This is a genomic window from Streptomyces sp. NPDC004838, assembly GCF_053600955.1.
In genome coordinates, this window is sequence record NZ_JBSGAW010000014.1 from 1 (window position 1) to 26,084 (window position 26,084).

Consider the following 26,084-nt stretch of genomic DNA (forward strand, 5'->3'; position numbering starts at 1 on the left):
GTGGTGCATCACCTGGTGGTGGACGGGGTGTCGTGGCGGATCCTGCTGCCGGACCTGCAGGCCGCCTGCGAGGCCGTAGCCGAGGGCCGGTCGCCACAACTCGACCCGGTGGCAACGTCGTTCCGGGGCTGGTCGGCACTCTTGGCGGAACGGGCGGCTGATCCGGCACTGACCGGTGAGCTGGACGCCTGGGCCGAACTGGTGCGCGTGCCCGAAGTCTCGGTGGGTACACGGGAGTTGGACCCTGCACTCGACACCGCGGCCACCATGATGCATAGGTCCTGGACTCTTCCGGTGCGGGACGTGGCCCAGTTGGTGAGCGTGGCGCCTGCGCTCTTCCACTGTGGTGTGCATGAGGTGCTGTTGGCGGGGCTGGCGGGGGCGGTGGCCCGGTGGCGGCCGGAGACCGTGGACGGTGTGCTGGTCGACGTGGAGGGGCATGGTCGTGAACCTGTCGCCGGTGCGGATCTGTCGCGCACGGTCGGCTGGTTCACCAGCAGCCATCCGGTACGGCTGGCGGTCACCGGTGTGGACCTGGAAGAGGTCCTGGCAGGTGGACCGGCGGCCGGTGCGCTGCTGAAGGTGGTCAAGGAACAGGTGCGGTCCGTGCCCGGCGGCGACGGTCTGGGCTACGGGCTGCTGCGGTACCTCAACCCGCGGACGAGCCCGGCTCTGTCCGAACTGCCCGCCGCGCAGATCGGCTTCAACTACCTGGGCCGCTTCACCACAGGCGGTCGCCGGTCGACCACCGCCGTGGAGGCATGGCAGCTGACCGGCCAGACCGCGATCGGCGGCTCGGCCGCACCGCGGATGCCCGCCCTGCACACCCTCGAAGCCGCCGCCGTCGTACAGGACACCCCGGACGGCCCGGTCCTGACCATCACGCTCGGCTGGCCGACGACACTTCTGGACGAGACGGCGGCGGAGGGTCTCGGCCGGATCTGGCGGGACACCCTCGTCGGTCTCGCGACCCACGTCGGCGATCCGGTCGTCGGCGGACACACCCCCTCTGACTTCCCCCTCCTCGCCCTCACGCAGCGGAGCGTGGAGGAACTGGAAGCCCGGGTGCCCGGCCTGGTGGACATCTGGCCGCTGTCGCCGCTCCAGCAGGGGCTGTTGTTCCACGCGGCCTACGACGACCAGGGCCCCGACCTCTATGAAGGGCAGCGGATCCTGGCCCTGGACGGGCCCTTGGACGTGGAGCGGCTGCGGGCCTCCTGGCGGGCCCTGCTGCACCGGCATCCGATCCTGCGGGCGAGTTTCCACCAGCAGGACGCCGGCGAGGCGGTCCAGGTCGTAGCCCGTGACGTGGAACTTCCCTGGCACGAGGCCGACTTGACGGGACTGGGCGAGGCCCAGGTACAGGCCGGGCTCGACCGGTTGGTGCAGGGCGAGCGATCGCGCCGTCTCGACGTGACCCAGGCCCCGCTGCTGCGCCTGACCCTCGTCCGGCTCGGTGAGCACCGGCACGTCCAGATCGTCACCAGCCACCACATCGTCACGGACGGCTGGTCGCTGCCGGTGCTCATCGGCGAGGTGTCCGCGATCTACGCGGCGGGCGGTGCCGCACGGGCACTGCCCCCGGCGACCTCGTACCGCGAGTACTTGGCCTGGCTCGGCGGACAGGGCAAGGAGGCGGCGCGGGAGGCATGGCGGGCCGAGTTCGCGGGAGTGGACGAGCCGACGCTCGTGGCACCCGGGGAACAGGGCGGGGCGCCCACGGTTCCGGCCCGGGTGGCCTTCGAGTTCACCGAGGAACTCACTTGCGCGGTCGCCGAGTTGGCGCGCGAGCGCGGCCTGACCGTGAACACGGTGGTGCAGGGCGCCTGGGCCCTGCTCCTCGCCAGGCTCGCCGGACGGACCGACGTGGTGTTCGGTGCGACGGTCGCTGGGCGGCCGGCGGAGCTGCCGCGCGTGGAGTCCATGGTCGGCCTCTTCATCAACACGCTGCCGGTACGCGTGCCGCTCAGCGGTGACCGGACGGTCGCCGAGTTCCTCCAGGACCTCCAGCGGCGGCAGGTCGCGCTGATGGCGCACCAGCACATCGGTATGCCCGAGATCAGGCAGCTCACCGGTCCGGGTGCGGTCTTCGACGCGCTCTTCGTGTACGAGAACTATCCGCGCCCGCGCCTCGCCGAGCCCTCGCCCGACACCCTGACCATCCGCCCCGGCGGCAGGCCGGAAGACACCGGCCACTACCCGCTCACCCTGATCGCGGTGCCGGGGGACCGGCTGCACGGCGAACTCATCTACCGGCCCAAGGTGTTCGGGCAGGACTGGGCCCAGCAGGTGACGGCCTCCCTGGGACACGTCCTCGAACAGCTGGCCGCGGGCCCGGACGCCCCTGTCGCGGGGGTCGGTGTGCTGAGCCCGGCCCGGCGCGAGCTGGTGGTGGACACGTGGAGCGGCACGCGGGCGCCGTTCGAGGCCGCCCCGCTGCCGGAACTGTTCCAGCGTCAGGTACGGCGATCGCCGCACGCGGTGGCGTTGGTGTCGCGCGGGTCCACCACGATCGCCGCGTCCGCGACGGAAGCCCCGGGTGCGGCGTCGGTCTACGCGGCGGAGGCTCCGGGCCTGGCGTCCGCCTCAGGACCTCAAGCTCCGGGGACGGCGTCCGCCTCAAAGACGCAGGCTTCGGGCATGGCGTCCGCGTCCGCGATGGAAGTTCCAAGCGCGGCGTCCGCACCTTTGACGCAAGCCCTGGGCGCGGCGGACCGCCGCGGTGCCGGCGAGCGGACACCGGTCGCCCCCGGCGCCGCCGACGCCCCCCATGCCGGCGAGCGCGCACTGACGTACGCCGAGCTGGAGACATCCGCCGGGCGCCTGGCCCGCTACCTCGTCGACGCGGGCGTGGGACCGGAGGTCCGTGTCGCCGTGCTGGTGCCCCGCTCGGAGGCGATGGTCGTGTCCGTGCTGGCCGTGTCCATGGCGGGCGGTGTCTTCGTTCCCGTGGACGCGGGCCACCCGGCGGACCGGGTGGCGTTCCTGGTGCGGGACGCCGGCCCGGCGGCCGTGGTGTGCACCCGGCGGACCCGGGGCGCGGTGCCCGACGGGTTCCGGGGACGGATCGTGGTCCTCGACGACCCGGACGTCATCGCGGGCGTAGCCCGGCGCGCGGGCGGTCCCCTCGACGACGGGGAGCGGAACGGAACCCTGCGCCCGCAGAACGCCGCGTACGTGATCTACACCTCCGGGTCGACCGGCACCCCCAAGGGCGTCGTCGTCACCCACACGGGACTCGCCCACCTGGCGCGGGCCCAGATCGAGCGGTTCGCGGTGCAACCCGACGCGCGGGTCCTGCAGTTCGCCTCGCTCAGCTTCGACGCCGCCGTCTCCGAACTGTGCATGGCCCTGCTGTCCGGCGCCTCGCTCGTGGTGCCGGACCAGGATGGGCTGCCGCCGCGGGTGACGCTCGCCGACGCCGTAAGGGAGTGGGGCGCCACCCACGTCACCGTGCCCCCCAGCGTGCTCGCCACCGAGGAGCACCTGCCCGCCTCCCTCAGGACGCTGGTGGTGGCCGGCGAGACCTGTCCGCCGGCGCTGGTGGAGCGGTGGGCCGCCGACCGGCGGATGGTGAACGCGTACGGCCCCACCGAGGTGACCGTGTGCGCGGCGATGAGCCGACCGCTCGCCCCCGGCGCCGACACCGTCCCCATCGGCGGCCCCCCGCCCAACGTACGCGTCTACGTCCTGGACGCCTTCCTCCAGCCGCTGCCCCCGGGCGTGACCGGTGAGCTGTATGTGGCGGGCCCGGGGCTGGCCCGCGGCTACGGCGAGCGGCCCGGATTGACCGCCGAGCGCTTCGTCGCCTGCCCCTTCACGCCCGGCGCGCGCATGTACCGCACCGGGGACCTCGCCCGCTGGACCGACATCGGCGAACTGGTCTTCGCGGGGCGTGCGGACGGGCAGGTGAAGGTACGGGGTCACCGCATCGAACCCGCGGAGGTGGAGGGCGCCCTGACCGCGCACCCCGCGGTCGCGCAGGCCGTGGTGGTGGCCCGCGAGGACCGCCCGGGCGAACAGCGACTCGTCGCCTACGTCGTCACGCGGGCGGCCGAGCCGGGCGGTATCGGGCAGAGCGGCGATGCCGAGCCGACCGGTCGTACCGCGCAGACCGGTCGTACCGCGCCGAGCATCCCGTGGACCGACGAACTCGTCTCCGAAGTAAGGGGCTTCGCCGCCACGCGCCTGCCGGAGTACATGCTGCCGACCGCCTTCGTACCGCTCGACGACCTGCCCCGCACCGCGAACGGGAAGCTCGACCGCGCCGCGCTGCCCGCCCCGGACTTCACCGGAAGGGCACGGGGCCGTGAGCCGCGTACGCCCGCCGAGACCGTCCTGTGCGAGGTGTTCGCCGACGTCCTGGGCCTGGCCCGGGTCGGGGCCGACGACAGCTTCTTCGAGCTGGGGGGCGACTCCATCTCGTCGATGCAACTGTCCTCGCGGGCCCGGCAGGCCGGACTGGTGGTGACGCCACGTCAGGTCTTTGAGGAGAAGACCCCCGAACGCCTCGCCGTCGTCGCCGTAGCCGCCGGCGCGACCGGCCCGGCAGCTCCCGACGCCGAGGACGTCGCGATCGGCGAGGTGCCGTGGACCCCGGTGATGCGGGAGCTCGGCGAACACGTCCTGCGCCCCGGATTCGCCCAGTGGGTGGTCCTCGGGGCTCCGTCGGACCTCACCCGCGACGTCCTCGTGACCGGTATCGGCGCCCTGCTGACCACGCACCCCATGCTGCGGGCCCGGGTGGCCGAGGGCGACCGGCTCATGGTCGGCGAGGCCGGGTCCGTGGACGCGGAGAAACTCGTCGTCCGTGTCGACGCACGGGACGTGGCCACGCGGGACCTCGACGCGCTCGCGGTCCGCACGGCACGCGAGGCCGTGGGGCGGCTCGATCCCGCCGCCGGCGCGCTGCTCCGGGCGGTGTGGGTGGACGCCGGGCCCGAGCGGAGCGGACGCGTCGTGCTCGCCGTCCATCACCTCGCGGTCGACGGGGTGTCCTGGCGGGTCCTCGTCCCCGACCTCGCCCAGGCATGCCGGGCCGCCGCGGCCGGACGGGAACCCGAACTCGACCCGCCGGTCACCTCGTTCCGGCGGTGGGCGACGCTGCTGGCCGAGCAGGCCCTCGCACCCGGCCGGACCGCCGAGCTGTCGCAGTGGACGCGGCTCCTCGACGTCGCCGAACCCCTCGTCGGCGACCGCGCCCTGGACCCGGCGGTCGACACGGCCGCCACCGTGCGCCACGCCTCGTGGACGGTGCCCGCGCCGCAGGCGGCCACCCTGACCGCCACCACACCCGCCCTGTTCCACTGCGGTGTGCACGAGGTGCTGCTCGCCGGCCTCGCGGCGGCCGTGGCAGCCACCCGGGCGGACCGCGACCGGGTCCTGCTGGTCGACGTCGAGGGCCACGGCCGGGAACCCGTCGACGGAGTGGACCTGTCCCGCACGGTGGGCTGGTTCACCCGCACGCACCCGGTGCGCCTCGATCTGAGCGGCGTCGACCTGGACGACGCCCGCGCCGGAGGCCAGTCGAGCGGATCCGTGCTGAAAGCGGTGAAGGAGCAGACGCGGACGGTGCCCGGCGACGGACTTGGCCACGGACTGCTGCGGCACCTCAACCTGGACACCGGACCGACCCTGGCCGCGCTTCCGGCACCCCAGATCGGCTTCAACTATCTCGGCCGCTTCACTGCGGGAAACCGTCAAGGGGACGTGGCCGACTGGCAGTTGACCGGTGAGATCGGCGGCGGTGCCGACCCGGACATGCCGTCCACGCACGCGCTGGAAGCCGGCGCCCTCGTGGTGGACACTACTGACGGACCCGAGCTCACCCTGTCCCTCGGCTGGCCCCGTGGCGTGCTCGACGACGCCGCCGCCCGACGGCTCGGGGAGGCATGGCTGGACGTGCTCCGCGGTCTCGCCGGCCACACCGCCGGCCCCGCCGCCGGTGGGCACACCCCTTCCGACTTCCCCCTCCTCGACCTGGCACAGAACCAGATCGAGGAACTCGAAGCCGGGTTCACCGACGACGGCCAGACCTGACCTGCCGACCATGCCCGGCCGAGCACCCTCGGCCGTCCGCACCTTGCCGACTCCACCCTGCCGAGGAGAGAAGCGATGACCCGATCCGCAGTCGAGGACGTGTGGCCGCTGTCGCCGCTGCAGGAAGGCATGCTCTTCCACGCCGCCTTCGACGACCAAGGACCCGATGTCTACACTGTGCAGTCCGCTCTCGCTGTCGACGGGCCGCTGGACGAGGCACGGTTACGTGCGTCGTGGACGGCGCTCCTGGACCGGCACGCCGCGTTGCGCGCCTGCTTCCGGCAGGTCAGCGGAGCACAGATGGTGCAGGTCATCGCGCGGACCGTGACCCTGCCGTGGCGATCCGAGGACGTGTCGCACCTGCCCGGGGCCGAGGCCCACGCCGCCGCCGAACGCCTCGCCGAGCGCGAACGCGCCGAGCGCTTCGACCTGGCGACCGCGCCACTGCTGCGGGTCCTGCTCGTCCGGCTCTCCGAGCACCGCCACCGCCTGGTGATCACCAGCCACCACATCCTCATGGACGGCTGGTCCGCACCCGTGCTGATCGGCGAACTCGCCGCCCTGTACGCGGGCTGGGGCGACGTCTCGCAGCTGCCCCGCACGACGTCGTACCGCGACTATCTGCTGTGGCTGGGCAAGCAGGACAAGGAAGCGGCCCGCACCGCCTGGCGGGAGGAGCTGGCCGGGGCCGACGAGCCGACGCTGGTCGCGCCGGTCGTCCCCGACCGCCTGCCCGCCTTCCCCGACCACGTCGACCGCGAGTTGCCGGACCCGCTGGCCCGCGCGCTGACCGAGCTGGCCCGCACCCGCGAACTGACCGTGAACACCCTGGTGCAGGGCGCCTGGGCGTTGGTCCTCGCCAGGCTGGCCGGACGCACGGACGTGGTGTTCGGCGCCACGGCGGCCGGGCGGCCCGCAGATCTGCCCGGCGTGGAGACGATGGTGGGGCTGCTCATCAACACCCTGCCGGTACGGGTGCGGCTCGACGGCGACCAGCCGGTCGCCGACCTGCTGCGGGGCCTGCAGGAGCGGCAGTCCGCGCTGATGGGCCACCAGCACCTCGGCCTGCTGGAGGTCCAGCGACTCGCCGGTCCGGGGGCGATGTTCGACACGCTCGTGATCTACGAGAACTTCCCCCGACAGTCCGCCGCACGCGCGGGCCGGTCCACCGCGCCCGATACCCCGGTCATCCGGCCCGAGAGCATCGCCCGCGAGGCGGCGCACTATCCGCTGACCCTCGTAGTCGCGCCCGGCGAGCGCACCCGGTTACGGCTTGAGTACCGGCCCGACCTCTTCGAGAGGGCCGCCGCCGAGGCCGTCCTCACCTCCCTGGTCGGGGTCCTGGAACAACTGGTGGCCGACCCCGCCGTGCCGACGGGCCGCATCCGCGTCACCGAACCGGCGCTCCCCGAGGGAAGTGCCGAGCCCGGCGTGGCGCCGGACCTCACGGTGCCCGAGCTGATCGCCGAGCGGGTCGCGACCGCCCCGGACGCCGTGGCGCTCGTAGCGGACGAAGAGGTTCTGACGTACGGCGAGTTGTGGACGTCGGCGGGACGGCTCGCGGCGTATCTGGCGGACGTGGGCGTGACCCGGGGCGACCGCGTCGCGGTGGTGCTCGAACGGTCCGCGGACGTGGTGGTGGCGCTGCTGGCGCTGTGGCGGGCCGGGGCCGTGCAGGTGCCGGTGGATCCCGGGAACCCGGCCGAGCGGGTGGCGGCGGTCCTCGCGGACTGCGGAGCCTCGGCGGTGCTGTGCACCGGCGCGACGCGCGCCGTGGTGCCGGACAGCGCGAAGGGGGTCGTGGACCTCGACGACCCGGCGGTGCGGGCCGACGTGCTCGCGCACCGGGCCGACCCGGCCGCCCTCCCCGTCACCGCGCACGAGGTGGCGTACGTGATGTACACCTCCGGCTCGACGGGGGAGCCCAAGGGCGTCGCGGTCCCGCACGGGAGCGTGGCCGCGCTGGTCGGCGAGCCCGGCTGGCGCCTCGACCCGGACGACGCGGTGCTGCTGCACGCCCCGCACGCCTTCGACGCCTTCCTGTTCGAGGCGTGGGTGCCGCTGACCGTGGGCGCCCGCGTGGTCGTCGCCGGACCGGGTGTGGTCGACGCCCGGGAGGTGCGCCGGTATGTGGCCGGCGGTGTCACCACCCTGCACCTCACCGCCGGCACCTTCCGGGTGCTCGCCGGTGAGACTCCCGAGTGCTTCACCGGGCTGCGGGAGGTCCTGACCGGCGGGGACGTGGTGCCCGTCGACGCGGTGGCGCGGGTGCGCGCGGCCTGCCCGGAGGTGGCCGTACGGCATCTGTACGGACCCACGGAGACCACCCTCTGCTTCACCTGGCACACCCTGCGGCCCGGCGACGAGGAGCTGGCCGTGCTGCCGGTGGGCCGTCCGCTGCCCGGCCGCCGGGCGTATGTGCTCGATGCCTTCCTCCAGCCGGTGCCGTCCGGTGGAACCGGTGAGCTGTACCTGGCGGGCGCGGCACTGGCCCGCGGCTACTGGAACGCGCCCGGGCGGACCGCGGAGCGCTTCGTGGCGTGCCCGTTCCTGCGCGGCGAACGGATGTACCGCACGGGGGACCTGGCCCACCGGACGCACGACGGCGAGCTGGAGTTCGTCGGCCGTGCGGACGCGCAGGTGAAGATCCGGGGCTTCCGTGTCGAACTCGGCGAGATCGAGGCGGCCCTGACCGAGCATCCCGCAGTCGCACAGGCCGTGGCCGTCGCCCGCGACGACGGTCCCGGCGGGCGGCGCCTTGTCGGCTACGTGGTACCGGCCGCCGCGGAGACGGTGGACCCCGACCGGATACGTGAGGACGTCGCCCGGCGCCTGCCCGACTACATGGTTCCGGCCGCCGTCCTGGCCCTGGGTGCGCTGCCCGTGACCCGCAACGGCAAGGTCGACCGCAAGGCGCTGCCCGCCCCGGACTTCGCCGCCCGGGTCACCGGGCGCGGGCCGCGCACGGCGGCCGAGGAGAAGCTGTGCCGTCTCTTCGCCGAGGTGCTCGACCTGGAACGCGTGGGCTCCGACGACAACTTCTTCGAGCTGGGCGGGGACTCCGGCCTCGCCATGCGGCTCGCCGGCCGGATCCGTGAGGAGTTCGACGCCGAACTGCCCATCCGGCAGTTCTTCGGCTCGCCCACCCCCGCCGGGGTCGCCCGCCTCCTCGCCACCCGCGCCCGCCCGGCCCTCGGCGCCGCCGGGCCCGAAGCGGACGAGGCGGAAGTCCCCGTAACAGCAGGCCAGTTGCAGACCTGGCTGACGTCCAGGCTCGACGACGAGGCGGGCGTGGACCGCATCCCGGTGGCCCTGCGGCTCACCGGAGAACTGGACAAGCAGGCGTTGCGCGCGGCCCTCACGGACCTCGCCGCCCGCCACGCCGTCCTGCGCACGATCTTCCCCGGCACCCGTGGGGCAGATCTGCACCAGCGGGTTCTGCCCGTCGAGGACGCCCTTACGACCACCGACCCCCTGACCACCGGCATCCTGGCCGAGGAGCGGGTCGACGAGGAGGAACTCGCCCACGTCCTCGCCGAACGAACCCGCCACCCCTTCGACCTCTCCCGCCACACCCCCTGGGCCCGACACCTGTTCGCCCTCTCCGACACCGATCACGTACTGCTCCTGGTCGTGCACCGGATCGCGATCGACGAGGCATCCGTCGACGTCCTGCTGCGCGACCTGGCCACCGCCTACACCGCCCGCCGGGAGGGCCGTATGCCCGAACGGGCCCCGCTGCCCGCGCAGTTCGCCGACTACGCCCGATGGGAGCGGGAGTTGCTGCGGGGAGAGCAGGCGAGGGAGAGCCTGGCGGGCGACCAGCTCGACTACTGGAAGGGCACCCTCGCGGGCATCGACACCGAACTCGCGCTGCCCGCCGACCGCCCGCGCCCCCAGGTCGCCTCCCACCGGACGGGTGCCGTCCCGCTGCGCCTCGACGCCGACCTGCACGCCCGCCTCGCCGACCTGGCCGAATCCGCCGATGCGACGCCGTTCACCGTGGTGCACAGCGCGCTCATGGCTCTGCTCGCCAGGCTCGGCGCCGGCGACGACATCACCGTCGGCACGATGATCCCGCGCCGCGACGACCCCGCCCTCGAAGGTGTCGTCGGCCCCTTCGGCGGCCCCCTCGCCCTGCGCGGCGACGCCTCGGGCGACCCCACCTTCACGGACCTGCTCGCCAGGGCCAGGGAGACGTACCAGGAAGCGGCCGCGCACCGGGACGTACCGTTCGAGCGGCTGGTGGACGTGCTCGGCCTGCCGCCCTCGCTGGCCCGCCACCCGGTCTTCCAGGTCATGCTCGACGTCCGCGACGACATCGCCGACGCCTGGGGCCCCTGGGAGCTGCCCGGGGTACGCACCCTCCGACTGGAGACGGGCCCGCGGGCCACCGAGACCGACCTCTCGCTCGATCTCGCCGAACGCTATCTGTCCGACGGCGACTTCGGCGGCATCGACGGCCATGTCCGCTACGCCATCGACCTGTTCGACGTACCCACCGTCACGGCGTTCGCGCACCGGCTCACCCGACTCCTGGAACAGGCCGCCGCCGACCCGCAGATGCGGCTGAGCGGGCTGGACGTCTTCTTGGACGAGGACGAGCGCCGGCGGGCGGTGGACCTCGGCAACGACACTCAGATGCCGCTCCCCGACGCCACCACGCCGGAGCTGTTCGCCGCGCAGGCATCGCGCACCCCGGCCGCCGTGGCCGTCCTCGACCAGCGGATCCCCGGCATGTACGAGGCGTCCATGACGTACGAGACGCTGGACGCCGCCTCCGACGAGGTGGCCCGGCGTCTGGTGGCGGCCGGCGCGGGACCCGAGGGCGTCGTCGTCGTGGCCACCCCGCCCACCCTCATGCTGGTGATCGCGCTGCTCGGCGTCCTGAAGTCGGGGGCCGCATGTCGTTTCGCCGATCCGTCCCGGCCCTGGGAGGGCGACGACGAGAACCGGCCCGCAGTCCTGCTGTGCGATGCCGCCGGACCCGTACCGACGGACACCGGCGTCCCCGTCGTCCTCCTGGACGACCCGGTGACGGGCGGGACGACGAACTCGGATCGGCCGCTCTCGGACGGGCCCGACTCCCGTGCGGAGCAGGTGAGTCCGGGAGAGGCCGGTGCAGGCCGCCGGTGGCGGCCGCGCCCCGACCACCCCGCCGTGGTGCTCGACAGCGCGACGCACCCCGGCGCCGCGGCGGTCGTCTCCCACCGCGCGCTGGTCAACCAACTGGCGCACCGCGCCCGGACGGCGCAGACGGCGCAGACGGCGCAGACCTCGCAGCCGCTACGACTGGACAGCCGGGCCCCGGCCGCGGACCTCCTGACCCCGCTGCTCACGACCCTGTGCTCGGGAGGCCAGGTGACCCTGGGCACGGCACAGGCGACACCGCTCGCCGCCGGACACGGAGCGGCGGAGACAGGCGGCACCTGGCTGGAGCAGGACGGCGACACCGTGACGGCCACGACCGGCGAACAGCCCTCCCCGGGACGCCAGGTGGCCAACACCCGCGCCTACGTGATGGACGACTTCCTGCGACCGGTGCCCCCGGGCGCCCTCGGCGACCTGTACCTGGCCGGCACCTCACTCGCCCGCGGCTACCTCGGCCGGCCGGGCGCGACCGGCGAGCGGTTCGTGGCCTGCCCGTTCGGCCCCGCCGGCGAGCGGATGTTCCGCACCGGGCACCGGGCGCGACGGGACGCGACAGGCGGGCTCACCCTGCGGGCCGGCACCGACCCCGCCACTCGACGCGGTCGCGCGGGCCGCCGTACCGGCGCGGGAGGCGGCGACCTGAACGTCCTGCTGCCGCTGCGCCCCGAGGGCAGCCGCCCGCCCCTGTTCTGCGTGCACCCCGGCATGGGGCTGAGCTGGGGATACGCAGCCCTCCTGCCGTACCTCCCCGGAGACGTGCCGGTGTACGGCATACAGGCGCGCGGCCTGGTCCGCCCAGAGTCGCTGCCGGGCAGCATCGAGGAGATGGCCGCCGACTACGCGGACGAGATCCGTGCCGCGCAGCCCTTGGGCCCGTATCACCTGCTCGGCTGGTCCATCGGCGGCACCCTCGCCCAGGCCGTGGCGGCCCGTCTCGAGGAACTGGGCGAACAGGTGGCCCTGCTGGCGCTGCTCGACGCCTACCCCACCAGCTCCGCCCGATCCCGGATGCGCGGCGAGGAGGGCGGACCGGCGGACGGCTACGCCGTGCTGCGGCAGGATGAGGGCGGCATTGCCGACCTGTACCGCTCGACCGGCCTGAGCGAGCAGTCCCTGGCCAACCTGGAGAAGGTGCTGCGGAACATGGCCGGCTTCACGCCCGACCACACCCCGCGGTCCTTCGGCGGCGACCTGTTGCTCTTCGTCGCCACCGAGGACCGGCCCGCCGATCTGCCGGTGGCGGAGGCGACCGACGCCTGGCGGCCCCACGTCGGCGGGCGGATCGAATCGCACGAAATCGCCGTCAGCCACTACGACATGCTGCAGCCCGGACCCCTGGCGCAGATCATGCGCATCGTCACGGACAAACTCCGGAAGGACTGAAGAAATGACCAACCCCTTTGACAACGAGAACGGCACATTCGTCGTCCTGGTGAACGACGAGGGCCAGTACTCGCTCTGGCCGAATTTCGCGGAAATACCCGAGGGCTGGACCGTCGCACACGGTGAGGCCACCCGCCAGGAATGCCTTGATTTCATCGAGGAGACCTGGACGGACATGCGCCCCAAGAGCCTGGTCGAGGAAATGGGCCGCGCCGATACCGCCACGCTCTGACACGGAACGCGGATGAACGCAGAGTCCATCGCGGCCGTCGCCATCGGCGACATCGCCGTCATCGTCGTAGCCTCACGGCTCCTCGGCGGCCTGGCCCGGCGCTGCGGCCAGCCCGAGGTCATCGGGCAGATCATCGCCGGGATCGCGCTCGGGCCGACCCTGCTCGGGCGACTGCCCGGCAACCCGACGGACCGTCTCTTCCCTGCCGAGGTGCTGCCGTTCCTCACGGTGCTCTCCCAGGTCGCCGTCGTGCTCTTCATGTTCGTCGTGGGGTACGAGATGGACCCGCGGCAGCTGCGCCGGGGCGGCAGAGCCAAGACGACGGTGGCGCTGTGCGCGTTCCTGGTCCCGGCGGGCATCGGGGCCGGGCTTGCGGGCGGCTTCCCCGGGCTGTTCGCCGCGGTCCGGCCCGACGGCGTGGACGGCACGGACGGTCGGCCGTTCTGGATGTTCATGGCGGTCGCCCTGTCCGTCACCGCGCTGCCCGTACTCGCCGCCATCGTCCGTGAGCGCGGCCTCGCGGGCACCCCGGCGGGCAGCGTGGCCACCGCCGCCGCCGGACTCATGGACGTGGTGGCCTGGCTGGTACTCGCCGTCGCGCTGGTCGGCACCGGGCACGCGACCGGGCCCGCCTGGCCGATGACGCTGCTGCTGAGCGTGGTGTTCGTGGCGGGACTGTTCCTCGTCGTACGCCCCCTGCTGACACGGTGGCTGGAACGGTCGGGCGCGTTGCAGGCCAACCAGCGCACGCTCGCCCTGGCCCTCGCCCTCGGCAGCGGCTGGGTCACCGCGGGACTCGGCCTGCACGCCGTCTTCGGCGGTCTGCTCGCCGGTATCGCGATGCCCCGCAGAAACGGCGTGCCGGACGCCGATGTGCTCCGGCCCATGGAGGAGAGCGCCGGTCTGTTGCTGCCGCTGTTCTTCGTGACAACGGGCCTGTCCTTGGACATCGGCTCCGTCGACGGCGCCGGAGCCGGCCTGCTGTTCCTCGTCCTCGCCGTGGCCATCTTCGGCAAGCTGCTGCCCGCCTACGGGGCGGCACGGATCAGCGGCATGGACCCGCACGGGTCCGCGCTCGTCGCCGCCTTGGTGAACACCCGCGGTCTGACGGAACTGATCGTCCTCAACGTCGCCCTGGACGCCGGGATCATCGGCGAGGAACTCTTCACCATCCTCGTGCTGATGGCGCTGGTGACCACGTTCATGACGGGGCCGCTGATCTCGCTCGTCGAGTGCGGGAAATGGACACGCTTGACGGTCGGACGCGGTCATTACGAGACTCACATGAGAAGTCGAAAATTCCACGGCCGGGAAGGGGGATTCCCCGGTGCGGGAAAAAAAGAGGGTGCGGGAGAACGTGAATAATCCTGAAGGGGGATGAACGTTGCCGGAATCCGAGGAATTCGACGTCGTGGTCGTCGGCGGAGGACCCGCCGGATCGACCCTGGCCGCACTGGTGGCCATGCAGGGCCACCGGGTGCTGGTCCTGGAGAAGGAGTTCTTCCCGCGCCACCAGATCGGTGAGTCGCTGTTGCCGTCCACCGTGCACGGTGTGCTGCGGATGACCGGGGTCGCGGGCGAGCTGGCCGAGGCGGGCTTCCCGCGCAAGCGCGGCGGTACCTTCCGCTGGGGCGCCAACCCGGAGCCGTGGACCTTCTCCTTCTCCGTCTCCCCGCGCATGTCCGGGCCGACGTCCTACGCGTACCAGGTGGAGCGGTCCCGCTTCGACGAGATCCTGCTGAACAACGCCCGCCGCGTGGGCGCCGACGTCCGCGAGGGCTGTGCCGTCGTCGACGTGGTCGCCGACGACGAGCGGGTGCGCGGGGTGCGGTACACCGACGCCGACGGAGCCGAACGCCGGGCTCTCGCCTCGTTCGTCGTGGACGCCTCCGGCAACAAGAGCCGCGTCTACCAGCGGGTGGGCGGCACCCGCGAGTACTCGGAGTTCTTCCGCAGCCTCGCCCTGTACGGCTACTTCGAGGGCGGCAAGCGGCTGCCCGAACCCAACTCCGGCAACATCCTGTCCGTCGCGTTCCCGAGCGGCTGGTTCTGGTATATCCCCCTCAGCGACACCCTGACCAGTGTCGGCGCCGTCGTCCGGCGCGAGATGGCGAAGAAGATCCAGGGGGACCGGCACAAGGCGCTCATGGCCCTGGTCGACGAATGCCCCCTCATCGGCGAGTACCTCGCGGACGCCCAACGCGTGACGAGCGGGCCGTACGGCGAACTCCGGGTCCGCAAGGACTACTCGTACCACCACACGACGTTCTCCCGCCCCGGCATGATGCTGGTCGGCGACGCCGCCTGCTTCGTCGACCCGGTGTTCTCCTCCGGCGTCCACCTCGCCACGTACAGCTCGCTGCTCGCGGCCCGCTCCATCAACAGCGTGCTCGCCGGACTCGTCGACGAGCCCCGGGCGATGCGGGAGTTCGAGGCCCGCTACCGGCGTGAGTACGGCGTCTTCTACGAGTTCCTGCTGTCCTTCTACGAGATGCACCACGACGAGGACTCCTACTTCTGGCAGGCCAAGAAGGTCACCCGCACCGACCGGCCCGAGCTGCAGTCCTTCGTCGAACTGATCGGCGGGGTCTCCTCGGGCGAGAAGGTCCTCACCGACGCCGACGTCGTCGCCAAGCGCCTCGCGGCGGGCTCCGCGGAGTTCGCCGACGCGGTCGGCACGCTCGCCGGCGACGCCGACGACAGCATGGTGCCGCTGATGAAGTCGTCGGTCGTACGCGAGGTGATGCAGGAGGGCGGCCAGGTCCAGATGCGGGCGCTCCTCGGCGCGGACGCCGAACCGGAGGCACCCCTGTTCAGCGGCGGCCTGGTGCCGTCCGCGGACGGCATGTTCTGGCAGGACACGGACCGGGCGGCGCGCACCGCCGACGGCGCGGGTGAGTGAGGGGATGCGCTGATGGCGCGGCCGACCGATCTCTCGATGCACAACCGGCGCGACCGCCTCGACCCCCTGCCCGAACTCACCGGGCTGGGCGCACGGGCGCCGCTGACCCGCACCGACCTCACGGACGACCCGTCGGCCGGCACCGGCTGGCTCGTCACCGGACACGACGAGGTGCGTGCCGTCCTGGGCGACACGGAACGGTTCAGCACCCAGCTGCCCGACGCCTTGGGGCGGCCCGCGCAGGTGGGCAACCTCGTGCAGTACGACCCGCCCGACCACACCCGGCTGCGCCAGCTGCTCGCACCCGAGTTCACCGTCCGCCGGATGCGGGGCCTCGAACTCGCCGTGGACCGGATCATGGAGGACTGTCTCGACTCCCTGGAGAAGGCCGGGCGGCCCGCCGACTTCATGCGCCACGTCGCCTGGTCCGTGCCGGGCCTGGTGATGTGCGAGCTGTTCGGGGTGCCCCGCGACGACCGGGCCGACCTGACGCGGCTGCTCAAGGTGGGCCGCCCCGCGTTCCGGGGCCGGCGCACCCAGGTGACCGCGGGCGGCGCGTACCTCGCGTACATGGGCCGGCTCGTGGCGCGCAAGCGTCGCGAACCCGGCGACGACCTCCTCGGCCGGGTGGTGCGCGAGCACGGCGCGGAGGTCAGTGACGAGGAGCTGGTCGGTCTCGGCGCCTTTGTCATGGGCTCGGGCGTCGAGAACGTGGCGGCGATGCTGGGCCTCGGCGTCCTCGCCCTCCTGGAACACCCGGAACAGCTCGAACTGCTCCGCGCACGACCGGAGTTGATCGACCGCGCGGTCGAGGAACTCGTCCGCTACCTCTCGGTGATCCCGACCGCCACACCCCGCACCGCACGCGAGGACGTGACCCTCGGCGGCCAGGTGATCAAGGCCGGTGACCGGGTGGCCTGTTCACTGATCGCGGCCAACCGCGGCACACCGGAGGGCACCGCGAACCACCTCGACATCACCCGGGACGCCGCCCCCCACGTGGCGCTCGGCCACGGCATCCACTACTGCATCGGCGCCCCTCTCGTCCGCATGGAACTGCGCAGCGCCTACCCGGCGGTGCTGCGTCGCTTCCCCGCGCTACGGATCGCCGTCCCCCCGGATGAGATCCAGTTCCGGCCGCAGGCGCCGTACGGCGTGGAAACACTGCCCGTCACCTGGTAGGAGGAGCCATGTCCCAGGCAGCCGCGCCCGGCGCGGACACACCGGCCCCGTCCCGGGCGGCCGGTCGCGGCGCGGCCGAGCCCCAGCTCGCCTATGCGCGCCGCGACCGGTTCGCCCCGGCCGCCGCCCTGCGCGACCTCGCCGCCCGCGGCCCCGTCACCTGCGTCGAAGTCGGGCCGGGCACCGACGGGAAGTCCGTCTGGCTGGTCACCGGCCACGCCGAGGTCCGTCAGGTCATGGCCGACCATGTGCGCTTCTCCACCCGACGCCGCTTCGGGTCCAGGACCGCGACCGGGCGTGACGCCGGCACCCGGCCCGACCCGATGGTGGGCCAGCTCATGGACTACGACCCACCCGAGCACACCCGGCTGCGGCAGCTCCTCACCCCGGAGTTCACCCTCCGCCGGATCCGCAGGCTCCGGCCGCGCATCGACACGATCGTCGGTGACCGCCTGGACGCCCTGGCGGCGGCCGGCCCGCCCGCCGACCTGGTGCCGACGCTCGCGCTGCCCGTACCCGGCGCCGTGCTCTGCGAGCTCGTCGGGGTGCCCCGTGACGACCGCGACGAGTTCCTGCACCGCTGCCACGGCTTCCTCGCCGCCGGCCGGGGACGCGGCCGGCGTGCCGCGGTGGGGGAACTCCTCTCCCGGTATGTCGCCGCGATGGTGGCACGGCAGCGCCGCGACCCGGACGACGGCTTCCTCGGCATGCTGGTGCGCGAGCACGGCGACGAGATCACCGACAAGGAACTGCGGGGCGTGTGCGTACTGTTGGTGCTGGCGAGCCTCGACAACCTCTCCGGCATGCTGGGCCTCGGCACGCTGCTGCTCCTCGAACACCCCGACCAGCTGGCGGCCGTCCGCGACGACCCCGGCGCGGTGGACCGCGCGGTCGACGAACTGCTCCGCCACCTCACCGTGCCGCACGCGCCGACCCCCCGCATCGCCCGCACCGATGTCACCGTCGGCGGACAGCTCATCAAGGAGGGCGAGTACGTCCTGTGCTCGCTGCCGATGGCCAACCGGGACCCCGCCCTCCTGTCCGAGCCCGACCGCTTCGACATCACCCGGGAGCCCACCGCCCACGTCACCTTCGGGCACGGCATCCACCACTGCCTGGGCGCGCCCCTCGCCCGCATGCTGCTCGGCGTCTGCTACCCGGCCCTGTTCGGGCGCTTCCCGGGGCTCCGGCTCGCCGAGCCCGCGGCCACCGTCCCGTTCCGGGTGCATGCCCTCGCCCACGGCGTGGACCGGCTGCCGGTCACCTGGTGAGAGGAGATGAGGGACATGAACGAGACGGGAACCCGAACGACGGGGCCGCGCGTCGAGGTCGACCGCAACCGGTGCGTGGCCTCCGGCCAGTGCCTGGCCCATCTCCCCGCCGTCTTCGACCAGTCGGACCGGGACGGCCGGGTCCTGCTCGTCGACCCGGCACCCCGGGCCGGCCTGGTGCCAGCGGTGCGGGCGGCCGCGGACCGCTGCCCGTCCGGCGCGATCACCCTGCACGAGCCCGACCGACCGGGCCACGACCTGGAGGAGTAGTGATGGAGCACAGTGCCGTGAGTACGGCGGAGGCGACCCGGACGGCGGTACGAGACGTCGTGGCGCCCCTGTGGTGCGAGGCTCTACAGGTGCCCGAAGTGGCCGACGAGGACGACTTCTTCGCACTCGGCGGCCATTCACTGGCGGCCCTGCACGTGATGACCACGGTCGAGCAGACGTACCGGGTGGAACTGGGCGGCGTGCGCGACATCTGGGAGAACCCGACGCTCGGTGAGTTCGTCGCGGCGGTCGCGGCGCTCGTCACCGACCCAGCCGAGTAGGGCGCGGGCATGCGCGCGGAGCACCCACCGGCACTGCTGCCGGCCCTGCGGGAGGGCCGGGCCCGCATCGACGTGGCCGGGCAGCGCCTCGAAGGAGACGAACTGACGGGCGCCGTAGGCGCGCTCGCCCGTTCCGTGGCCGGCGCCCGTAGGGTGGCGGTCGTGGCACACCCGAGCGTCGCCACCGTCGTAGCCGTCGCCGGCGTCCTGACCGCCGGGGCCACCGCGGTCCCGCTGCACCCGGCGGCCGGCGCGCACGAGCGCGCGCACATTCTGCGCGACGCCGGGGTCGACCTCGTCCTGGACGAGCCCGACCTCACCGCCCGTGCCGCGCCGCCACCCGAACCACCCCCCGACGAGACACCCGCGCTCATCCTGTACACGTCCGGCTCCACCGGACCGCCCAAGGGCGTTGTCGTCCCGCGCCGCGCGATCGCCGCGAGCCTCGACGCCCTCGCCGCACTGTGGGAGTGGACCCCGGACGACGTCCTCGCCCATGCCCTGCCGCTGTCCCATGTGCACGGCCTTGTCTTCGGCTGCCTCGGCCCCCTGCGTATCGGCTCCCCGCTCGCGCACACCGGCCGCTACCTCACCCCCGTACCGCACGCCACGGTCTACTTCGGGGTGCCGGCCCTGTGGGGGTCCATGGGCGCGGCCGACCTGACACAACTGAGTGCGGCGCGGCTGCTGGTGTCCGGAGCGGACCGCCTGCCCCGCGCGGTCGCCGAGCGCGTACTGCGGCACTCCGGACACCGGATCCTCAACCGGTACGCCATGACGGAGACCCTCGTCATCGCCTCCCCCCGACCGGCGGACCTGAGCACGGACCGGCCGACCGGCTCGGTGGGACCCCCGGTCCCGGGGATGCGGGTGCGGCTGGACGACGCGGACTGGGCGGAGAGGGCGGAGAGGGCGGAGAGGGCGGACGGGGCGCGTACCGGCGGTGAGGTCCAGGTGCACGGCAGCGGGCTGTTCTCCGGCTATCTGGGGCGCGGCCCCGCGGTCGACGACGACGGCTGGTTCGGCACCGGAGACCTCGGCGAATGGCTGCCGGACGGATCGCTGCGGCTGCTCGGCCGCAAGGACACCGACCTGATCAAGTGCGGCGGCTACCGGATCGGCGCGGGCGAGGTCGAGGACGCGCTCCTCGCCCACCCGGCCGTTGTGGAGGCAGCGGTGGTCGGTGTGCCCGACGACCGGCTCGGGCAGCGCGTCGCCGCGTGGATCGTGGCGGACGCCCCGGACCGCGCCGGCCTCATCTCGTTCCTCGCCGCCCGCCTCGCCCCGTACAAGCTGCCGCAGGAGATCCATGTGGTGCGCGCCCTGCCGCGCACCGCTCTGGGCAAGGTGTCCAAGAGCCTGCTCGTGGCGGAGTCCCGATCCCGATAAGTCCGTGACCACACAAGGGAGTTGGCAGGTCATGCCGCAGTCCTTCACGCCGCGTTCCTGTACGCCGCCGGCCACGCACCGTCCACTGGAGCTGCCGGCGCGCGAACTCAAGCCACGCACCCGCGGGCGGACCATGGTCATCGACGCCGGGGCACCGCTGCGCTGGTTCGAGGACGTCGTCGACAGCGCCGGAGACCTCATCGACCTGGTCAAGTTCGGCTGGGGGACGGCGCTCGTCACCACCGGCATCAAACACAAGACGGAGGTGCTGCGGCAGCACGGCATCCCCTACATGTTCGGTGGCACCCTCTTCGAGAAGTACGTGCTGCGGGGCCGGTTCGAGGACTACCGCGGCCTGTGTCTGGAACACGGATGCGACCGAGTGGAGGTGTCGGACGGCACCATCGACCTCGCCCCGCAGGACAAGAGCCGGTTCATCACCCGGCTCGCCGCGGACTTCGAGGTGATCTCCGAAGTGGGGTTCAAGGACCCGCACCGCTCCGAACTGTTCGCGCCCAGCCAGTGGATCGCCGGGATACGGCGCGACCTGGACGCGGGGGCGCGGTCGGTGATCCTGGAGGCCCGCGAGAGCGGCACCAGCGGCATCTGCCGGGCGGACGGGGAGCTCCGGTTCGGACTCGTCGAGGACGTGCTCGACGCCGGACTGCCCACCGATCTGCTCATCTTCGAGGCGCCCACGAAAAAACTCCAGACCTATTTCGTGAAACGGGTCGGCAGCGACGTCAATCTCGGCAATGTCGCCCTGTCCGACGTCATCGCCGTGGAAACACTGCGGCTCGGACTGCGCGCCGAAACGCTGCTGGACACCGAGGAAATCCGAGAATTCGGGGTGAACCCGTGAGGAATTCCGCGGACGCGTTTCACATCGCCGTACCGGCCAACGACCTGGACGCCGCCGCACGGTTCTACAATCAGCTGCTCGGCTGCCCGATCGCCCGCCGCTATGCCGACCGTGTGACATTCGACTTCTTCGGCGACCAACTCGTCTGCCATCACTCACCGGACGAATCCGTCGCGGCCCGACCGCAGCTGTACCCACGGCATTTCGGGGTGACGTTCCGGGCGCGCGCCGACTTCGACGCGCTGCTGCGCCTGGTCGAGGTGCGGAAGGTGCCGGTCTTTCAGGAGGTGCGGTCCCGGTTCCAGGGAACCGTGGAGGAGCACCGCACGCTGGTACTGGTGGACCCGACCGGCAACCTCCTGGAGTTCAAGCACTACACCGACCCGCGGATGATGTACTGACCACGGATGTCGTACTGACTTACGGCAGCCGCACGGCCCGTAGCTCCCGCGCACCGGCCGGCGAGGCACAGCCCGCCAGCCCCAGCGCGTCGCGCAGCTCCTCGGCCAGCAGATCGAGCACCCGCCGGACACCTGCCTGCCCGCCCGCGGCGAGCCCCCACACCGGCGGCCTCCCCACCAGCACCCCCGATGCGCCGAGGGCCAGCGCCTTGAGCACGTCTGTGCCGCTGCGGACCCCGCCGTCCACCAGCACCTCGCAGGAGTCCCCGGCCGCCTCGGCCACGGCGGGCAGCGCCTCGACACCGGGCAGCGCGCCGTCGAGCTGGCGTCCGCCGTGGTTGGACACCACCACGGCGTCGACACCGAGGCGGGCCGCGCGCACGGCGTCCTCCGGTGCGAGGATCCCCTTCAGGACGATCGGCAGTCGCATCACCGACCGCACCGCCTCCACGTCCGACCAGGTCAGCCCGGGGGAGAACGCCTCCGCCGTGTGCGCGGCCACCGCGGAACCGTCCGCTGCGCCCCGATGGGCCGCCGACTCCGCGCCGGAGGCCAGATGCGCGGCCCGCACATGGCCGGGCAGCGCGAACCGGTTGCGCACATCGCGCATGCGACGCCCCATCCACGGCACGTCCACGGTGAGCACCAGCGCCTCGCAGCCCGCGTCCTCGGCACGGCGGGCCAGGTCCAGGGAACGTCCGCGCTCGCGCAGCCAGTACAGCTGGAACCAGACCCGACCGCCGGCCGCCGTCACCTCCTCCACGGGCACGCTGCTCAGCGTCGCGACCGTGAAGGGCACGCCCGCGTCCCGTGCGGCCCGGCCGGCGGCCAGCTCTCCGTCGGGATGCACCAGACGCTGGTAGGCGACCGGCGCGACCACCACCGGCATCCGCGCCGGCCGCCCGAGCAGCGTCGTGTCCGTGGTGCACCCGGAGACGTCCCGCAGCACCCGTGAGGTGACGAAGACCCGGTCGAAGCACGCCCGGTTGGCCGCGAGGGTCAGCTCGCGGCCGCTGCCTCCGGCGACGAAGTCCCACACCTCACGGGGCAGTACGGCCGCCGCGGCCCGCTCGACGTCGTCCAGGTCGCGCGGCTCCCGCGGACCGGGCGGCGGTGCGGCGAGGGCGCGGGACGTCCCCGGAACGTACGCCTCGCGCGGTCCGGGGACGTCGTGGTCAGCGGTCGGCACGCCGCCCTGCCCGTTCCAGCTCCACGGCCTCGTACAGGGCCTTGATGTTGGAGCTGCCGAACGTCCGCGCTCCCCGACGCTCGATGACCTCGTGGAAGAGGGTGCGGCGCGGGTGCGTGGAGGCGGTGAAGACCTGGAACAGCTGGCCGCCGTGGTCCTCGTCGACCAGGAGGTTCGTCGACCGCAGGTCCTCCAGGGTGTGCGCCTGCAGGCCGATCCGCTCGCCCAGCAGGTCGTAGTACGTCCCCGGAGTGCTGAGGAACGTGACGCCGCGCGCCGACAGCGTCCGCACCGAGCGGACGGCGTCGTCGCTGGAGAACGCCAGGTGCTGGATGCCCGGACCGTGATGGCTCTTCAGGAACTCGTCGATCTGCCCCGGCTGTGCCTCGGGGTCGGGCTCGATGAGCGTCAGGGTGACCGCCTCGGACCCGGCGCTCTGCACGACCTTGGACTCCATCGCCTGGGCGCCGACGACGATGCGCTCCTCGTAGATCTCCCGGAAGCCGAAAGCCCGTTGGTAGAACCGGGACGTGTGGTCGAGCTCGCCCGCGTCGAGGCACACCGCGAGGTGGTCGACGTCCAGGAGGCCCACCTCGCCGCCGGACGTGTCCACCGAGCCCGGGACCGGCACGAACCCGGCCGGCAGCCCCGGACCTTCCCCGGGGGCCCGCTCCACGAGCGTGTGCATCACGTCGCCGAACCCCGAGACGGCGGCCGTGACATGTGGCCCCTCGCCCTCGTGCCGGGTGGGCCGGCATACCGTTTCCGCGCCGCCGGCCACCGCGGCGGCGAAGGCGGCGGATACGTCGGCGGTGCGCAGGGCGATGTCGGCGACGCCGTCGCCGTGCGTGGCGACGTACGCGGACGCGGGGTGATGTGCCGAGGTCGCTGCCGTGAGTGCCAGGGTCGTCCGCCCCTGGCGCAGGGCGATGCCGCGGTGCTCGGCGAAGGAGCCGGTGCCGACGACGGTGAAGGCATAGCCGTCGACCCAGGCGGACACGGCCCGGTCGAGGTCGCCGACATACAACTCGACGTAATCGATGGCGAGATCGGTCTGCAAATCCGTCATGAGAGTCCTCGTACGCGGAGAGGGTGCGGATTCAATTGCCTCGGAGCGTCGCCCGATACGCCAAGCGGACTTGGCTGTTCCATTTCCGTGGGCGTCTTTACGGTCGGGCGGCGAGGTCGAATACTTCTGGTGCAGCCCCGATCGTACGGAGATCGGCGGAATACCGCATCTGTCAAAAATGAAGGACTCAGGTGATGGAAATCCTGAATTCCGAGATCATTCGGGCCGAGTTGCCCGCGGCCACCCTGCACGCCTCGCTCGGCGACACGTCGATGGCGTCCATGAACCTGCTCAACGAGGTCGCCGGCACCTACCCGGACGCGATCTCCTTCGCGGCGGGCCGCCCCTACGAAGGCTTCTACGACGTGTCACTGCTCCACGAATACCTGCGGATCTTCTGCCGGTACCTGCGCACCGAACGGGGGATGAGCGAGCCGCAGGTCGCCCACACGCTCTTCCAGTATGGCGACACCAAGGGGATCATCTGCGATCTCGTGGCGCGCAGCCTCGCCGCGGACGAGGGCATCGAGGCCGACCCGGCTTCCGTGGTCGTCACCGTCGGCTGCCAGGAGGCGATGTTCCTGGTCCTGCGCGCGTTACGGGCGAGCGACCGGGACGTGCTGCTCGCGCCGAGCCCGACCTACGTTGGTCTGACCGGGGCCGCACTCCTCGCCGACCTGCCCGTCCTGCCCGTGCGCACCGGCACCGACGGCATCGACCTCGACGACCTCGCGGACCGGCTGCGCCGGGCACGTGCCGCCGGCCACCGCGTCCGCGCCTGCTACGTCACACCCGACTTCGCCAACCCGGTCGGCGTGAGCATGCCGCTCGCCGACCGCAGCCGGCTCCTCGAACTCGCCACGGCCGAGGACCTGTTGCTCCTGGAGGACAACGCCTACGGACTGCTGAACAGTGCCGCCGAGCGACCGCCCACCCTGAAGGCGCTCGACCGGCACGAACGCGTTGTCTACCTGGGCTCGTTCGCCAAGACCGGCATGCCGGGAGCCCGCGTGGGCTACGTCGTGGCAGGGCAGCGGGTGAGCGGGGCGTCCGGCGGCGGCACGGTGCTCGCCGACGAGTTGTCGAAGATCAAGAGCATGCTCACGGTCAACACGGCGCCCATCGCCCAGGCGGTCGTCGGCGGCAAACTGCTCGCCCACGACTGCAGTCTGGCTCAGGCCAACCGCCGGGAGACGGAGGTCTACCGCCGCAACCTGCGTCAGGTCCTCGACGGCCTCGGCCGGCGCCTCGGCGGGCACCCCGATGTCTCCTGGAACGCGCCGACGGGCGGCTTCTTCGTCGTGCTCACCGTCCCGTTCACCGTCGACGACGAGCTCCTCGCCCACGCGGCCCGGCAGCACGGCGTGCTCTTCACGCCCATGCGCCACTTCTACGGCTCCACCGCCGGCCATCGGCAACTGCGCCTGTCCATCAGCACGTTGACGCCCGACCGGATCGAGGAGGGGCTGGACCGGCTGGCCGAGCTCATCGGCGAGCGACTGCCGGGGCGAGGAGGCGCGGGGGAGACCCTCCCGAGTGGTGCGCCGTGACCATCCGCACGCTGGCAGTCGTCGGCACCGGCCTCATCGGCACCTCCGTGGCACTCGCGGCGAGCAGACAGCGAGTGACCGTCTACCTCTCGGACCGGGACGAGTCCGCCCTGCGCGCCGCTCAGGCCCGCGGCGCCGGCCGGTCCGAACCCCCGCCCCACCCCGTCGACCTGGCGGTCCTCGCGGTGCCGCCCAGCCAGATCGCCCCGGTCCTGGCACAGGTGCAGTCACAGGGCCTCGCCCGCAGCTACACCGACGTGGCGAGTGTGAAGGCCCTCCCCCAACGCAAGATCCTCGCCACCGCCCCCGACCCGTCCTCCTACGTCGGCGGTCACCCCATGGCGGGCCGCGAGCGGTCGGGCCCCCTCGCGGCCCGCGCGGAGCTGTTCCGGGACCGCCCCTGGGTGCTCACCCCCACGCGGTTCACTACCAAGCCCGCCTTCGACCGCGCCCTCGGACTGATCGCGCTGTGCGGCGGGGTACCCCGCGTGATGCGGGCTCGCGCGCACGACGACGCGGTCGCCCTGACCTCCCACGCACCGCATCTGGTGGCCAGCCTGATGGCGGCGCGGCTGCGGGACGCCCCGGTGCCGGCGGCCCGCCTCGCCGGGCAGGGGCTGCGCGATGTGACCCGCATCGCGCGCGGTGACTCGCGCCTGTGGGGCGACATCGTGGAGTCCAACGCGGCGGCCGTCGCGGACGTGCTCACCCGGCTCCAGGAGGAACTCGCCGGCGTACTGGCCGCCCTGTACGACCTCGCCGAGCCGGACGGCGGCCCGGGGCCCGAGACCCGCGGCAAGAGCAGGCACACCCTCGTGGACCTGCTGGAGCGGGGCATCGCCGGGGTGGGTGAGCTGTCCGACGACCGGGCCGAGGGCCATGACCGCTGACGGCGACGACGCGGGGCGGCGAT

General features: G+C 72.8%; 16 protein-coding genes. 14 read left to right on the forward strand and 2 right to left on the reverse strand.

The genetic code is table 11. The annotated features are described in order from the left end of the window. The 12 genes from ACWEFL_RS17595 to ACWEFL_RS17650 all read left to right on the forward strand — a co-directional run. Window positions 1–6,039 (forward strand): amino acid adenylation domain-containing protein (locus ACWEFL_RS17595; protein WP_451713063.1); only part of this gene is annotated, 6,039 nt, incomplete at its 5' end. 75 nt (window positions 6,040–6,114) lie between these two features. Continuing rightward, complete coding sequence (locus ACWEFL_RS17600; protein WP_451713066.1) at window positions 6,115–12,573, forward strand: amino acid adenylation domain-containing protein; 6,459 nt, start codon at window positions 6,115–6,117, stop codon at window positions 12,571–12,573. Window positions 12,574–12,577: 4 nt separating this feature from the next. Continuing rightward, on the forward strand, window positions 12,578–12,805 hold the full coding sequence (locus tag ACWEFL_RS17605) for an MbtH family protein (RefSeq protein ID WP_451713069.1): 228 nt from the start codon (window positions 12,578–12,580) through the stop codon (window positions 12,803–12,805). Window positions 12,806–12,817: 12 nt separating this feature from the next. Next, window positions 12,818–14,170 (forward strand): cation:proton antiporter, encoded by a 1,353-nt coding sequence (locus ACWEFL_RS17610; protein ID WP_451713072.1) that lies wholly within the window; start codon window positions 12,818–12,820, stop codon window positions 14,168–14,170. Window positions 14,171–14,189: 19 nt separating this feature from the next. Then, window positions 14,190–15,707 carry a tryptophan 7-halogenase gene (locus ACWEFL_RS17615; protein WP_451713075.1) on the forward strand — a complete coding sequence of 506 codons (1,518 nt, stop codon included), beginning with the start codon at window positions 14,190–14,192 and terminating at the stop codon, window positions 15,705–15,707. A gap of 12 nt (window positions 15,708–15,719) precedes the next feature. Continuing rightward, window positions 15,720–16,889, forward strand: a complete 1,170-nt coding sequence (locus ACWEFL_RS17620) for a cytochrome P450 (protein ID WP_451713078.1) — start codon at window positions 15,720–15,722, stop codon at window positions 16,887–16,889. Between the two features lie 8 nt (window positions 16,890–16,897). Then, window positions 16,898–18,160 carry a cytochrome P450 gene (locus tag ACWEFL_RS17625; RefSeq protein ID WP_451713081.1) on the forward strand — a complete coding sequence of 421 codons (1,263 nt, stop codon included), beginning with the start codon at window positions 16,898–16,900 and terminating at the stop codon, window positions 18,158–18,160. 15 nt (window positions 18,161–18,175) lie between these two features. Further along, window positions 18,176–18,430: a ferredoxin gene (locus ACWEFL_RS17630; protein WP_451713083.1), complete on the forward strand. Its 255-nt coding sequence runs from the start codon at window positions 18,176–18,178 to the stop codon at window positions 18,428–18,430. Window positions 18,431–18,432: 2 nt separating this feature from the next. After that, window positions 18,433–18,711 carry a phosphopantetheine-binding protein gene (locus ACWEFL_RS17635; RefSeq protein WP_451713086.1) on the forward strand — a complete coding sequence of 93 codons (279 nt, stop codon included), beginning with the start codon at window positions 18,433–18,435 and terminating at the stop codon, window positions 18,709–18,711. A 9-nt stretch (window positions 18,712–18,720) separates the two neighbouring features. Beyond that, the gene (locus ACWEFL_RS17640) at window positions 18,721–20,100 is read left to right on the forward strand and encodes an AMP-binding protein (protein ID WP_451713088.1); all 1,380 of its coding nucleotides are present in this window, start codon (window positions 18,721–18,723) and stop codon (window positions 20,098–20,100) included. 31 nt (window positions 20,101–20,131) lie between these two features. Then, window positions 20,132–20,962 carry a phosphosulfolactate synthase gene (locus tag ACWEFL_RS17645; RefSeq protein ID WP_451713091.1) on the forward strand — a complete coding sequence of 277 codons (831 nt, stop codon included), beginning with the start codon at window positions 20,132–20,134 and terminating at the stop codon, window positions 20,960–20,962. Beyond that, the gene (locus ACWEFL_RS17650) at window positions 20,959–21,363 is read left to right on the forward strand and encodes a VOC family protein (protein WP_451713093.1); all 405 of its coding nucleotides are present in this window, start codon (window positions 20,959–20,961) and stop codon (window positions 21,361–21,363) included. The genes ACWEFL_RS17645 and ACWEFL_RS17650 overlap by 4 nt, the downstream gene beginning before the upstream one ends. Before the next feature lie 19 nt (window positions 21,364–21,382). On the opposite strand, the gene ACWEFL_RS17655 is transcribed toward ACWEFL_RS17650, so the two are convergent. Together ACWEFL_RS17655 and hppD are read right to left on the reverse strand one after the other, a co-directional pair. After that, window positions 21,383–22,447, reverse strand: a complete 1,065-nt coding sequence (locus ACWEFL_RS17655; protein WP_451713428.1) for an alpha-hydroxy acid oxidase — start codon at window positions 22,445–22,447, stop codon at window positions 21,383–21,385. A 91-nt stretch (window positions 22,448–22,538) separates the two neighbouring features. Then, window positions 22,539–23,621, reverse strand: coding sequence for a 4-hydroxyphenylpyruvate dioxygenase (gene hppD / locus ACWEFL_RS17660; RefSeq protein WP_451713096.1), 1,083 nt, complete (start codon window positions 23,619–23,621; stop codon window positions 22,539–22,541). A gap of 194 nt (window positions 23,622–23,815) precedes the next feature. Between hppD and ACWEFL_RS17665 the strand changes: the two genes are divergently transcribed. After that, window positions 23,816–25,171, forward strand: coding sequence for an aminotransferase-like domain-containing protein (locus ACWEFL_RS17665; protein WP_451713098.1), 1,356 nt, complete (start codon window positions 23,816–23,818; stop codon window positions 25,169–25,171). Beyond that, window positions 25,168–26,061, forward strand: a complete 894-nt coding sequence (locus ACWEFL_RS17670; RefSeq protein ID WP_451713101.1) for a prephenate dehydrogenase — start codon at window positions 25,168–25,170, stop codon at window positions 26,059–26,061. Before ACWEFL_RS17665 ends, ACWEFL_RS17670 begins: the two co-directional genes overlap by 4 nt. The last annotated feature ends 23 nt before the right edge of the window (window positions 26,062–26,084 follow it).